The 13,498-nt window shown below is 33.5% G+C and carries 16 protein-coding genes, 1 tRNA gene and 1 pseudogene; 9 read left to right on the top strand and 9 right to left on the bottom strand.

The features are described from left to right. Positions 1 to 34: 34 nt before the first annotated feature. The 8 genes and pseudogenes from B9N62_RS11055 (at position 35) to B9N62_RS08650 (ending at position 4,413) form a co-directional block, all read left to right on the top strand. Positions 35 to 367, top strand: coding sequence for an adenine-specific methyltransferase EcoRI family protein (locus tag B9N62_RS11055; RefSeq protein WP_141083215.1), 333 nt, complete (start codon positions 35 to 37; stop codon positions 365 to 367). Next, positions 315 to 1,160, top strand: coding sequence for an adenine-specific methyltransferase EcoRI family protein (locus B9N62_RS08680; RefSeq protein ID WP_141083214.1), 846 nt, complete (start codon positions 315 to 317; stop codon positions 1,158 to 1,160). Before B9N62_RS11055 ends, B9N62_RS08680 begins: the two co-directional genes overlap by 53 nt. Next, positions 1,157 to 2,293, top strand: a complete 1,137-nt coding sequence (locus tag B9N62_RS08675) for a GmrSD restriction endonuclease domain-containing protein (protein ID WP_087585158.1) — start codon at positions 1,157 to 1,159, stop codon at positions 2,291 to 2,293. Before B9N62_RS08680 ends, B9N62_RS08675 begins: the two co-directional genes overlap by 4 nt. Before the next feature lie 50 nt (positions 2,294 to 2,343). Beyond that, positions 2,344 to 2,814, top strand: a complete 471-nt coding sequence (gene ribH / locus B9N62_RS08670; RefSeq protein ID WP_087585157.1) for a 6,7-dimethyl-8-ribityllumazine synthase — start codon at positions 2,344 to 2,346, stop codon at positions 2,812 to 2,814. Position 2,815: 1 nt separating this feature from the next. After that, entirely contained in the window at positions 2,816 to 3,211 is a 396-nt protein-coding gene (gene nusB, locus B9N62_RS08665) for a transcription antitermination factor NusB (RefSeq protein WP_087585156.1), read from the top strand. After that, entirely contained in the window at positions 3,208 to 3,888 is a 681-nt protein-coding gene (gene pyrF, locus B9N62_RS08660) for an orotidine-5'-phosphate decarboxylase (protein ID WP_087585155.1), read from the top strand. The genes nusB and pyrF overlap by 4 nt, the downstream gene beginning before the upstream one ends. A gap of 88 nt (positions 3,889 to 3,976) precedes the next feature. Then, positions 3,977 to 4,201, top strand: a pseudogene (locus B9N62_RS10960) (helix-hairpin-helix domain-containing protein). Between the two features lie 121 nt (positions 4,202 to 4,322). Further along, positions 4,323 to 4,413, top strand: a tRNA-Ser gene (locus tag B9N62_RS08650). Positions 4,414 to 4,480: 67 nt separating this feature from the next. On the opposite strand, the gene B9N62_RS08645 is transcribed toward B9N62_RS08650, so the two are convergent. The 9 genes from B9N62_RS08645 to B9N62_RS08605 all read right to left on the bottom strand — a co-directional run bounded on the left by B9N62_RS08645 (position 4,481) and on the right by B9N62_RS08605 (position 12,889). Beyond that, positions 4,481 to 5,371: a tyrosine-type recombinase/integrase gene (locus B9N62_RS08645; protein ID WP_087585154.1), complete on the bottom strand. Its 891-nt coding sequence runs from the start codon at positions 5,369 to 5,371 to the stop codon at positions 4,481 to 4,483. A 2-nt stretch (positions 5,372 to 5,373) separates the two neighbouring features. Beyond that, positions 5,374 to 6,585: a radical SAM protein gene (locus tag B9N62_RS08640; protein ID WP_087585153.1), complete on the bottom strand. Its 1,212-nt coding sequence runs from the start codon at positions 6,583 to 6,585 to the stop codon at positions 5,374 to 5,376. 51 nt (positions 6,586 to 6,636) lie between these two features. Continuing rightward, on the bottom strand, positions 6,637 to 7,902 hold the full coding sequence (locus B9N62_RS08635; RefSeq protein WP_180382044.1) for a type II secretion system protein GspD: 1,266 nt from the start codon (positions 7,900 to 7,902) through the stop codon (positions 6,637 to 6,639). Continuing rightward, entirely contained in the window at positions 7,850 to 8,974 is a 1,125-nt protein-coding gene (locus tag B9N62_RS08630; RefSeq protein WP_087585152.1) for a zonular occludens toxin domain-containing protein, read from the bottom strand. The genes B9N62_RS08635 and B9N62_RS08630 overlap by 53 nt, the downstream gene beginning before the upstream one ends. A 1-nt stretch (position 8,975) precedes the next feature. Next, positions 8,976 to 9,422, bottom strand: coding sequence for a hypothetical protein (locus B9N62_RS08625; RefSeq protein ID WP_087585151.1), 447 nt, complete (start codon positions 9,420 to 9,422; stop codon positions 8,976 to 8,978). Continuing rightward, positions 9,419 to 11,632 (bottom strand): hypothetical protein, encoded by a 2,214-nt coding sequence (locus tag B9N62_RS08620; protein ID WP_180382185.1) that lies wholly within the window; start codon positions 11,630 to 11,632, stop codon positions 9,419 to 9,421. Before B9N62_RS08620 ends, B9N62_RS08625 begins: the two co-directional genes overlap by 4 nt. A gap of 239 nt (positions 11,633 to 11,871) precedes the next feature. Further along, positions 11,872 to 12,177, bottom strand: coding sequence for a hypothetical protein (locus tag B9N62_RS08615; protein ID WP_087585150.1), 306 nt, complete (start codon positions 12,175 to 12,177; stop codon positions 11,872 to 11,874). Between the two features lie 37 nt (positions 12,178 to 12,214). Continuing rightward, a complete protein-coding gene (locus tag B9N62_RS08610; protein WP_087585149.1) occupies positions 12,215 to 12,436 on the bottom strand; it encodes a phosphonate transporter in 222 nt (73 codons plus the stop codon). Positions 12,437 to 12,559: 123 nt separating this feature from the next. Next, complete coding sequence (locus B9N62_RS08605) at positions 12,560 to 12,889, bottom strand: hypothetical protein (protein WP_087585148.1); 330 nt, start codon at positions 12,887 to 12,889, stop codon at positions 12,560 to 12,562. A 322-nt stretch (positions 12,890 to 13,211) separates the two neighbouring features. Here B9N62_RS08605 and B9N62_RS08600 point away from each other — a divergent pair, with 322 nt between their 5' ends. Next, positions 13,212 to 13,421, top strand: coding sequence for a helix-turn-helix domain-containing protein (locus tag B9N62_RS08600; RefSeq protein WP_087585147.1), 210 nt, complete (start codon positions 13,212 to 13,214; stop codon positions 13,419 to 13,421). Positions 13,422 to 13,498: the final 77 nt, after the last annotated feature.

The raw sequence follows: 13,498 nt of genomic DNA, 5'->3' as shown, positions 1-13,498 counted from the left end.
TAGCTAAATCCTAAAAATATAAAATCGAGGCAAAATGGCAAAAAGTAAAAATGCAAATTTACATAAGGCTAAAAGCGGTAAAAATGATGAATTCTACACTCAGTTTAATGATATTCAGAATGAACTAAGACACTATAAAGAGCATTTTAAAGACAAAATTGTGTTTTGCAACTGCGACGATCCTAAGCAGTCAAATTTCTTTAAATATTTTGCCTACAACTTTTATCTTTTTGGGCTTAAAAGACTTGTGACTACCTGCTATAAAAATGCAAGTGGAGAAGAGTTTTCGGCTTTAAAAAATCCAACTTTGTTTGATGACGAAGCTTCGAGAGAGAGAGAGAGAGAGAGACGAGCGCGCTGCGCCTGAGAAATCAAGCTATTTCATCTATGAAGGTGTGGATGAAAACGGCGAAATTTTAAATGACGGAGCGAAAATAGATGAATTTATCGCTCGTTTAAAACCAAATTTACTAAATCATGATGAAAATTATCCAGCTGGTGATTTTCGTTCCACTGAATGCATAGAGCTTCTAAAGCAATCTGACATCGTAGTAACAAATCCTCCATTTTCGCTATTTCGTGAATATGTCGCGCAACTAGTTGAATATAAAAAGAAATTTTTAATTATTGGTAATGTGAATGCAATTAGTTATAAGGAAATTTTTAAATACATAAAAGATAATAATCTTTGGCTAGGTATTTCTATTACCAGTGGAGATAGAAAATTTGGAGTTCCTGATAATTATCCACTGAATGCGGCAACATGCGGAATAGAAAAAATTGAACAAAATGGCAAAATAATAGAACAAAAATTTGTTAGAGTTAAGGGTGTTAGATGGTTTACAAATTTACCTCATAAAAAACGTAACGAAATTTTAAAAACTATTTATACTTTTGATCCGCAAAAATACCCAAAGTACGATAATTACGACGCGATAAACGTCGATAAAACTATAGAAATTCCGATGGATTACGAAGGCGCGATGGGTGTGCCCATAACGTTTTTAGATAAATATAATCCAGGTCAGTTTGAAATAATAGGACAAATGGTCACAACAAAGATAGATGAGTTTAACTTCGGTTATCCATACATAAACGGTAAGAAAATTTACGCACGAATTTTAATTAAAAATAAAATGCTCAAAAAGGAGGCAAAGTGAAAATTGAGTTAAAGAAAATCACCATAAGAGAACTAGTAAATGGCTACGTCAGGGATGAAGAAAATGGACAGGTTATAGGATATGGCGGAGCTTTAAATATCCGTCCAAAATATCAGCGCGAATTTGTCTATGGCGACAAACAGCGAGATGCTGTGATAAACACTTGCCTTTGGGGTTTTCCGCTAAATACGATGTATTGGGTAAAAAACGGTGAAAACGAATATGAGGTACTTGATGGCCAACAAAGAACTATCAGTATTTGCGACTTCGTAAATGGGGATTTTAGCCTCGATAAAATGGCGTTTAAAGCCGAGTGGGCAAGTAGTGTAACGGCTTTTCACACGATGCCTGATGATAAAAAAGAAAAATTTTTAAACTATGAGCTTATGATTTACATTTGCGAGGGTAGCGACAGCGAGAAGTTAGAATGGTTTAAAACTATAAACATAGCTGGTGAAAAACTAAGTGATCAGGAGCTTAGAAACGCGGTATTTACTAGTCAGTGGCTAAGTGATGCGAAGGTAAAATTTAGTAAAAGAAATTGTTTAGCTGCACAAAAGGGCAGTGGTTATTTAAAAGACGATCCTATAAGACAAGAAATTTTAGAAAGGGTAATAACGTGGAAAGTTGGCTCAAAGGCTGCCGAAGATATAGAAAAATATATGGCTCATCAAAAACAGATGGGCGCACAAAACGCTGACGAATTGTGGCTTTATTTTAGTGGCGTCATCGACTGGGTAAAGGCAAAATTTTCTAACTACCGTAAAGAAATGAAGGGACTTGAGTGGGGATTTCTTTATAATAAATTTAAAGATAAATCCCTTGATGCAAATGAGCTGGAAGAAAAAATTTCACTTCTCATGAAAGATAGCGAAGTTAATAATAAAAAAGGGATCTATGAATACGTTTTAAGTAATGATGAGAAATTTTTAAATTTGCGCGCTTTTGATGATGATATAAAGCGTGAAACCTATGAAAATCAAGGCGGAATTTGTCCTCACTGCGGTCAAAAATTTGAGATAGAGCAAATGGATGCAGATCATATAATACCTTGGAGTAAAGGTGGAAAAACCGTTCGTGAAAACTGCCAAATGCTCTGCGCCGAGTGTAATAGGAAAAAGGGAAATAGATAATTTATGTAACTTTTCGCTAGAATTGCAATAAATTTTAACGAAGGAAAAAGATGAAAATAATCGAAGGAAATTTGGCTCTAAAGGGCGGCGAGAAGATCGCTATCATTAACGCGAGATTTAACCACATCATCACCGATAGGCTGGTCGAGGGCGCGAGGGATGCGTTTTTGCGTCACGGCGGCGACGAGGCGAATTTGAGCCTCATTTTGGTGCCGGGCGCGTTTGAGATACCGATGGCGCTTGAAAAGGCGCTAGCTAGCGGTAAATTTGACGCCGTTTGCTGCGTGGGAGCGGTAATCCGCGGCTCTACGCCGCACTTTGACTACGTTAGCGCCGAGACCACCAAGGGTATCGCAAACGTTACGCTAAAATACGGCAAACCGGTAACCTTTGGCGTGCTAACGGTGGATAGCATCGAGCAAGCCATCGAGCGAGCTGGTTCAAAGGCCGGAAATAAGGGCTTTGAAGCGATGACGAGCGTGATTGAGATGCTAAGCTTATATAAAAATTTGGAGGCGTAAAATGGCGACTCGTCATCAGGTTAGACAGGCCGTCGTTTCGCTGCTCTACTCAAATGAGATAAATCCGGTAACTGCTGCATTTGAAGAGGAATTTCTAGAGGAGAAAAAGATAAGAAACGAGCGTAAACATGAGGCACAGCAGACTTTTAAAGAGGTGCTCGCAAATAAAGAAAAACTAGATGAAATTTTAAAGCCATATCTAAAAGACGGCGATTTTAGTAAGGTTGGTGCGACTGAGCTTGCCATTCTTAGACTTGGGCTTTATGAGATGAAATTTAGCCAAACTGATAAGGCTGTCATCATAAACGAAGCGATCGAGCTTGCGAAAGAGCTTGGAAGTGATCAAGCACCAAAATTTATAAACGGCGTACTTGATAAGCTAAAGGACGATCTGTGAGGCTCTGTGTCGCACTTGATATGGCTAGTCGTGAGGAGAATTTGGCTCTTGCTCGCGAGCTAAAAGGGCTTAATCTTTGGCTAAAAGTTGGGCTTAGAAGCTATCTTAGGGATGGGGCAAAATTTATAGAAGAGTTAAAAGGGATTGAAGGTTTTAAAATTTTTCTTGATCTAAAACTTTATGACATACCAAATACGATGGCAGATGCGGCTGAAGTCGTCTCAAAAATTGGCGTAGATATGATAAATGTGCATGCTAGTGCTGGCGAGCGCGCGATGAAGACAGTTATGGATAGGCTAGCTGGTCTTGGGAATCGTCCTTTGGTGCTCGCAGTATCGGCACTTACTAGCTTTAGTGAGAGCGAGTTTGACGCTGTTTATAATGATACGATTGCAAGAGCCGTTAGAAAATTTAGCCAGATGAGTTTTGAAGCAGGACTTGATGGAATGGTCTGTTCTGTTTTTGAAAGTAAGCTCATCAAAGATGTAACAAATGAGAAATTTATCACCCTTTGCCCTGGTGTTAGGCCTTTTGGCGAGAGCGCTGGAGATCAAAAAAGAGTAGCAAACTTAGTGAGTGCAAAGCAAGAAGGTAGCGACTTTATCGTTGTTGGCAGGCCGATTTATGAAAATGCAAATCCAAGAGAAATTTGTGAACGAATTTTGGAGCAAATTTAAAATTTGAACTTGTGTGAAGTGGTTTTAACTAAGCTTTTTTACAAAATGTTGCGTGAAGATGACATCAAAGCGAAGTGAGGAACTAAATTTGAGTAATTTTAAGAAAATCCTCTTGTTGGCTGAGTGGCTAAAGCGTATCTACTAGCACTTGGTTAAGGATATCGCTTCCCTAAAGGATGCGGATCCGAACGAGATGTTTGAGCGCACAAAGGCGCTCGGACGCGGCAGCGATAGGTATATCTTCTATGTTTACCGTATGATTTGCTACTATGTAAATACGCCGCACCCAGACAAAGCCAAGCTAAAATGGTAGCTTTGGAAGGACTAAATTTATAAATTTTTATTTTAGATTTTTTATCTAAGGTCTGCAATTGCGAAATGTAAATTTAAGCAAGATATCAGCGGCCTTCAATTATAATGCGATTTCTTTTTATGGACAGATGGGTGAGTGGCTGAAACCACACCCCTGCTAAGGGTGCAGCTCTTAATCGGGGCTCGAGGGTTCAAATCCCTCTCTGTCCGCCACAAATACCAATTTTTAGGCATTTAAAGCAAATTTCTAAAAATAAAAAAATCCCTTTGACGACCCAGATTAATAAATTGAAATATCTCGCTTAAAATCTTTTAAGTTTGAATTAAGATAATTTACATATACATCGTAAATCATTTTAGGAGTGGAATGGCCCAAGAGCTTTGATAACTCTACTGGAGTAACATAATTACCATAAAGCATAGAAGTAGCATAAGTATGTCGCATATTATAAAGTCGCCTATATGGCAAATTTAACTCATGTAATATAGGCTTCCAAAAATCAGAAGTAAAAACGCCAGTATCTCTGTAAGGTTCATTATATTGTGTTTGTAAAAGATAAATATTGTCTTGATAATTCTCAATATACTTTTTAAGCTTACTATACAAATTATCCAAGATAGGTATAGTTCTAATCGAATAAATTGTTTTAGGTGTATTCTCGCCAAATCTAGACCTGGTAGAATTAATATTTATAACCCTATTTTCTAAATCAATATCTTTTAATTTTAAAGATAATATCTCGCCAGTTCGCATGCCTGTAAAAAAGCCAATATATAAAAAAATTTGGAATCTATCATTATATCTAGTAGATAATCTTAAAATATCATTTACTTGCTGGCTAGTAAAAGGCTCTATTCTTGGTGTTTTATGGACTATGCTTTTAATATGAATAATAGGATTTTTATCAATTATTTCATCTTCTAAGGCAAGCTTTAAGATCATCGATAAAGAATTCAAATAATGTTTTTTACTTTTATTAGAAACGTCTTGAATTGAGTTAAGCCACAAACGAATAACACTAGGCTTTATTTCGTAAATATCTAAATCAAAGAAAACATTTAGTCTATTTTTTACAATGCCTTTATTCTTGCAATAAGTCGATAATTTCCACTCAGACTTACCGAGCTTAAGATATAAATCGGCATAGTATTTAAATTTAACGTTTTGCATAATTAAAACTCATTACAAATCAAAAGTCTATCTACAAAGCTATCAATGTCAGGGGCGTTTAAATTATGCCTTTCATGATAGTGTGTAAAATTATCTAAATTTCTATCAAGCATTAAATTTTCAACATAGGCTAAATGCTGGGCATTTACATCACCGCCCAAGCTTTGATAGTAATTGACTAACTCGTAATCTTTCATTCTGCTTACTGGTTTAGGCTTTTCATTGCTTTTAAAAAGTTCATCGCAAAGCTTTAAAATTTGCCTTTGTTTTAAGGAATTGCCAAAACTCTTTATCTCGCTACTTACGTTTTGATGCCTTATGGTAGTCTCATCTTTTGAGACCTTTATTTTATGCCAAAGATCGCCAAATTCATCAAATATTTGTAAAGGCTTTTTAGTTTCAGGATCGAGTAAAACAGTAACCAAGCCTTTATTGTAGTTTTTTGTAAGAGATATTAAATCAACCCTGCCATTTAGTTTTCTATAAATTTCAAGACTAATAAACGTTTGCGACATAGTAAAACGCCTAATTTTATGCTTTAAATACCAGTAGCTTATATCGGTCAAATTATCCAAATCAGGGTTTTGGCGTAAATCATCAAGAGTTTTAAAAATATATTTCATAATATAAGAAGTTGGATTTTTAATATCAGTTTCAACCCTGCTATGAGTATCTAAAAAACGACTTTTAATAGCTATAACGCAGTCATTTATTTTTTCTTTAGGGACAAAAACAAGCAAATTTAAATGGCAAGTCCCATCTAAATGTGGCTCTTTAGTAGTAATATAGCATTTTTGAAACTGCGATATTCTTCTAAAATGCTTTGAGTTCATAATGCTTCTAACTAAGGCTTGAAGTTTGCTAGCTCCTGCGCTAACGCTATGATCTTCATCATCGATATACTTTTTATTATAAACAAGCTTTTTCTTACCACTCTTAAGAGTTATAAGCTTTTGTTTATGATACTCACTAGGCAAGGTAAAAACTGCGAAAATAGGACAAAGCCCTTGACCTTGAGCATAATCATTAAGGCTGGCTACTCGGTTATTAAGTTCAGCAATGTATCTATTCGAGTTATGCCAGCTAGAAAAATAAAAGTTAGAATAGGGGACATACTCGCCATTTACCATAAAGAAATTGCTATCAAGAAATTTCTTTTGATTTTCTAGCTTGGTTTTTAAAAAGATTTTATCAGTTTCACTAATTCCATACATCTTATTCCTTTAGGGTACACACTTATATTATATATAGCCAAGAGCGCACGCTCATTCCCCACTACGTGGGGCCCCTTTTGCGTTGCGCGCTGCGCTCGTTAGGTAGCGTTCTAAGGCAAGGTGTTTATCTTTTGGATCATAATAAAACTCAGAAAAAATATCTTTTTCAGACGGAAGCATTGTTATAAATATACTAAAGCTATAATCAGTTGTTTTTTCGCTCTTATATGTAGTTATATCACCAAGAATAGGAATATTTTCAACAAAGGGAATAGTTTTTGTTGATTTTATTGTTTCTTTGCTATTAATACCACCAATAAGAAAAGAATTTGAATCAGTAAGATATACATTTGTTTTTAGATGCCTACTAGAAATTCTAGGAGTCAATGTATCATCAAGCAAACTTTCTATATATAAATCCAAAGTAAAGCTAACGCTATCATTAGTAATTAAGACATTTGTAATATAAAGCTTTAAGCCAACATCTTGATAATCAACTTGATTCGTAGTCATTCTTTGGTTGTTTTGAATTTCGATCGATGATTTTTGAATAGGGGTTTTTATAACGCTCTCGATTACGCTATCTTTATTGTCAATTAAAGTAACTCTAGGATTATAAAGTAGATCAGATACACCCTTTTCTTTAAGCAAATTTATAAGGCTGGTAACAGAGTCTTTATTAACTTTGGTGCTATCGACCGTAAGAACGTTGGTAATAATTTTAAAATAAAAATGATCTAGTGGATTTAAAAGTGATTCTATACGTGGGCCAATTTCTTTAAGTTTTGTGTTATCCGTGCTAATAATTGTAAAGCTAAGTTGCCTTAATTGATAGCTAGTGTCAAGCCCATTAATAAGATTATTAATAATCTCATACTGACTTTCAGTAGTAATAAGCAGTATCCTATCACTATAAACAGTGTATTTTATGTTTTCATTAAATAAAGAAAGAGCAGAAACAACATCTTCTTTGGAAACGTGCTTAAATTTGATTATATAATCATTCAATACTGGCTTATCTTCAACGGTTGGATTATATATCAACAAGACACTATCTTGTATCAAATAATCAAGACCATTAACATTTAAAATATCTTTTAACAACTTAGAAAAAGTATCAGTATTGCTTAGATCAAGCGTAGGTAAAAATACGTCAAAATTAGTATCAACGTTACCACTAATGACAATATTTTTGCCAGTTATAGAACTAATCTCGCCTAAGAAATCGTTAAAGGTAATGTTACGATATTCTAAAGCAGATAAACTACTTGAGAGTAGGAAGCATAGGACTAGAATCAGTCTTTGGAGATTTTTCATTTGCAAACCCTTGTGATGAATTTTCTAAGCTTTTTAAAACCCTTTCAAAATCTGCATGGCAAGAAACAAAATAATCAATGTAATTGCCTGACTTCTTATCTTGTAAGAATATATGGCAGTTTGAGAAAGAAAGAAGTTCTAAGAAGCTATCTAAAGATAAATCAATGGCGTAATTTCTAAATTTACAACCATTTGGAAAGCAAGTTATCTTTAGATAGATTCTATTGTTGTTAAAAATAGTGGTGTTTATGTCTGAATTATCTACGCTATTTGAAATTGTCTTAGGTGCTTTAGAATCAGAAGTATTTAAATCAACAAACCTGGTATCTTGACTAGATGACTGATCTGGCTCATGCTTAGGCTCTAAAAATTTATAAAGTAAATAAGAAAAAACTATAAAAGCTAATAAAAATAGGATTTTTTTAGTCGCATAACTTTTATAAATTTCTTTTGAGCCACTACTATATAAATCTGATACTTTTTGATTAAATTTTAGATTTTCAGAGCGAATAAGATTATAATTAAAATTAGATGAAGTGCTATAAACCTTATATTTAAAAAGACTACTAAAAAGCCTTTTGCCACTAGGCTGGGCCATATACATTAATTCAGTATGAACTAAATATTCTCTATTTGTCTGACGTTTAGACTGAAATAAAAAAATAATATCAATGCCAAAATGTCCGTGATAACTTAAAAACCTACCAAGACTATCATTAAATGTTTTTGTAAAGGTGTTGTAAGCTTCATCAAGAACTATCAAGCAATGATGATAATTTTCATAGATGCCATTTTTTAAAGCATATTCATCATAATTATCTACATTATCTAAAAAGCCATTTTCATATTGAGAACTAAGCGTATATTCTTGACTAACAGCAGTAAGAAAATCATTTTTATCATATTGCTTTACAAAGCCATCAAAATGATCAAATTTTAAGCCGTTAATATTAGTATAAATAAATCTATACTTTGATTCATCTTTTAAATGTAGCTCATACTCATCATTTATTATATGAACGGCTTTATATGTTTTCCCAGAGCGTGGCGGACCAATGATTAAACTTAACATTTTATCTACTCATTAATGTTAATAGATCGGTTATGATCTTAGTAATGTTGGCTCTAACATACAAAATTACCTTATAAAGCTGCAGAGCAAAGAAAAGACTAAGAATAGATATAAATAAAGTAATGGCAGTTGAAAAGGCAGAAGCTAGACCACTTTGATGTAAAAACTCCATAGCAGAGTTTAAAACAGTTTGAGTAGGTAAACCACCAAAAGAACCGCTAACACTAGAGCCATAATCAAACATCTTAGGGATATATTCTCTTAGTAAATTCCAAATTTTCATAATAAATAAAATGGCATAGCCAGCAAAAGCGACAAGAAAAGCCACAAAAGAAGCATAAATAGGCACAACAAAAGCTAAAATAGTATTTCTTATACCAATTTTCTTTACTAGAAATTCAATAAAATTAACTATAAAACCGCCAACAGCACCAATTAACCATTTCATGATTCACCACCCACTCTAAAGAGATATTTCAAAGAAAACATAATGATCTCGAAGCTAAACCAAATCGTAAAAAATAGAGTAAGAATAGACCTATAAGGGGTAACAATACGACAAGGATCGATCACAAATAAATTATTTTTCTGACTACCTGGAGTTGGGCCACTAATAGTAAAAGGACAAGTTCCTTTAGGAATATCAGGAGTATCTATACCATTCTTAAAGACTTCTAGCGACTCATTAAAATTATTCATTAAATTGTCAATATCGCTTTTAAAATTATTCAAAAAATTAAAAGCGTCATTAACAGACACATCAAATTTAGCAAGCTCGCTTTGTAAAGCTGAAAAAGAAGTAGCAGTATTAATATTAGGATCATAATTCCATTGCTCTTGCTGTTGATTCTTGATAGAGGTTAAAGTATCGTTTATAGCATCAAGCTTAGCACCATTTCTATTTATAGCCTGCTCTAAAGAGCTTAAATCAATAGACTGGGAAGGCTGGGTAGGTGTAGTAGTAGATGAACCACTACCGCCATTACCTGGACTAGACGAATTGCCACCTGAACTTGACGAATTACCACCTGAGCTAGATGTGCCATCTTTAGGAATAGAATTATTAACTCTATTATCAGAACCAATAGTATTAACATAACCAGTTGAAAATTTACTATTACCTTTTGGAGTTTTATAAGTATAAGAATAAGTTACATCTTGCACCCTTGAACCAGTTTGTGTGGTAGTTTCTACAACATCAACATCTATAATACTTTGATCAGGCGTAACAATATTGCCTTTGTAGGTTGCTTTATTGCCAGTATTGCTAGTTTGCTTAATTGTCATAGGCAAATTTGGAGTAGGTTTATCAGAAGTCTTAAACATAGTATTTAGATCATAATCAAGATTTATATTTTTAACTTCGTTTGGAACAGTGATCTCTTTTGTGGGGATAGGCTTAGACATATCCTTTAGCTTTGCGGTAACAATAGTATTGTTTTCAATTTTAGATATAGAAGCATCTTTTGGCAAATCAAATTTTCTTAAATTTGGAGAAACATCGGCTAGTTTTTGTGGAGATTTTATAATATTTGATGAAGTTGAAGCAGCAGGATCAATCTTGCCAGTTTCTCTAAAGGTATTATTTAAAGCAATAGCGGAATCATCAACTGGCTTAAAATCAAAAACTGGCTCAGGGCCAGCCTTAGTAGCTTTAATATCAACTAACTGGGGTCTATACTCTAATAAATTTATCTTAGGCGCTTTTGAGCCACTAGCAAACAAACCTTTAAAAAAATTAGATAAAGAAGTAAGACCATTTTTTATAGAATTAATAGGCAAGGGGATCATAAATCCGCCCATAAGAAAAAGATCACTTTCGAGCTGTTGTTCGGCTTCAAGTTTATGAAGGGTAGAAGTTGTATAACAACCTTCAGGGAAACTCATACAAGCAGTTAATTCAAGACCATAAAGATCAGCACAATCATGATAAACCATACCAAATGATTTACACTTATCCCTATCAATGTTAGGATCAGGAAGACACTCTTCAACAGTTGTATCTCTTAAAAGAAGCTCAACCTTTCTTTCATTATAAATCATAGGAGCAGGACACCAATCAGGGCGTTTAAGTTTAGACTCACATTTACCAGTTTCTTTATTAAAAATTTGATCAGCAGGGCAAGGATCAACACAAGCATTTTTTTCAACGTCCCAAGTCTGGCCAACTGGACAAGAATCAACACATTGCATAGTATCAGTGTTAAATTCTTGATTTAGCTTACATCTTGCAACATCATGAGAAACAAAGACAGTAAAATCGTAATAATCAAAAACTGGATCATTAGGATTATCAGAAGCAACAAAATAATCAAAAATACCACCACCACCACGCTGACCAAAACGGCCAGATCTACGCTCGCCACCTATATAAACATGATTAGAGTTAAACCCAACATAAAAACCAGGAGTTTTTGAGCCTAAAAAATAATAAGCTTCTTGAGTAATTGTAAAAGAATAGATAAAGTAATAACCAGTTTCAGGCGACCTAAGACCGTAATAATTATTACCCTTTAAAAATTTGCCATCGATAGGCTTAAAAGAGCTATCAAAGTCTTTATCACGAATAACAGAACATAAGCCACTAGGGCAATTATAAGAAAAAGCAAGAGAGCATAAAAGAGATAAGAAAATGAAAGATCTAACTAGAAATTTCATACAAAATCCTTAAATAAATTTTTATCCATAATATTTAATTCCTATACGCTACTGACGCCCTTCGGTTGTCGCTTCATTTTTTCAGGAAAAAATGAAGTTTAAAATTTAGTATCGAGCGCCTTTAAAATTTAAAACCTATTTGACAAAAGAAAGAGCTATAACGTAAATAAAAATAGGAACGAAAAAGAGAGAAAAAACGTTTAAAAAATAGTTAAATACATCGTTGTTAAAAACTTCAATCATCGTGTAGCTCCGACTATGATTAAGCCAATAAGGAAAGAAAATGCTATAAGTATCGCAGAAAGACCCATTAAAAAATTAAATTGATGTTCATATATACCTAAGTTTGAAATTAAATCATTTTTTTGTATGTAGCAAATATTAGTTTCGGTATTAAAAATATAATTAGTTTGAAAATTAGAAATAGAATCATAAGAAATAGAAACGCTACTATCAAAATTTTCAAGAAATATTGTTTTATCTTTTATATAAAAATCTTTAACGCAGGTATTTAAACTAGGGATATATATAGCATTTTCTTTCATTATTATGCACCTTTAAAGGGGCAAGAAGCCCCTAAAATTACTTGATGAAAGATTTAACTCTGCCAGCTATCATAAAGATGAAAGCAACAGCGATAACACCAGCAAATACGTAGTCAAATAAAGCATAGTCAGCTTTTAACGGCGTAGTTGGAATAACTGGAGCATCTCCAGCGAAAAGAGCAGGAGCTGAAAGCAATGCAGAGCTAACAGCAGCAACTTTAACCTTAGTAGATTCTAGAAAATTTTTAGTTTTTTCCATATCTAACTCCTTTTTATAAAATTATGAGTTTTAAACTCTAGAAAATCTATAAAAATAAACTTTCTAGAGATTAATGCGGGAGAGGGTTTGCAACTCACATTAAGGCATAGCCCCCGCTTTTTGTTATTTAGATGGCTTTGATGTTTCTTTCAAAAAAGGGTTTTCATTAAAGACTTGAAAACTCAAACTCTCATCAGGGAACATATAAGCACCATTACGAGTATTTATAAAACGATATGGAACAGCAATATATTTGCCTTTGACGGAATCAAATTTTGGCTTAAGAGAAAAATCATAATTGATAGTTTCGGTTGATTTGACAAGATAGCCATGTTGGTCACGACTTTCAAAGGTAATAGTTACATCGATAGATGATGAAACTTCGCCGGTCTTTTTGTCGATACGAGAAATTGGACGAACTTCGTCACAAAGGCCTAAAAGGTAAGTGTACATGTGTAGCTCCTTAAGAAATATTTATTTGTAGCTTAGTATTTTAGGGGCAGAGCTACACCACCCCCAACAGTTTTACAACATATTAAGGTTGTAACAACCAAGCCCCAAAACATCTTCACTCTGTTGCGGGCAGTTTGTCAATTAATAAATAGTTTAAAGCCATATTCAGGGCAAAAAACATATTTTTTGATATACTTTTATTGCAAACAAGAAATCAAAAAATACTAATGCACAATAATTGTGCATTTGGATAGTGAAATGATAAATAAACAAAACTTAAAAATTAATAAAATGCCAAATAATTTGTCAAAAAGTATGAAAAATGACTAGACAAGAATTAGCAGAAAAATTAAATATCACAAGAAATACGCTAACAAACTGGGAAAAAGAAAAGCCAGAATTAATAAGATTAATAAATCAAGGTCTGGCACTAGATGATCAAATTTTAGAAACTCAAAAATTCTTAGAAAAATTAGAAAAAATAAAAGAAAAAGCAAACAATGGAAAACTAAATATAAAAGAAAAAAAATAAAAAGAATTCAAATCCCTCTCTGTCCGCCACTATATTAAGAAATACATAGAATTATTAAGCAAGTTACAGCAATAAAA

Origin of the sequence: Campylobacter concisus (assembly GCF_002165785.1) — a bacterium.
Lineage (GTDB): Bacteria > Campylobacterota > Campylobacteria > Campylobacterales > Campylobacteraceae > Campylobacter_A > Campylobacter_A concisus_W.
This window is presented reverse-complemented; position numbering and strand designations above follow the sequence as displayed.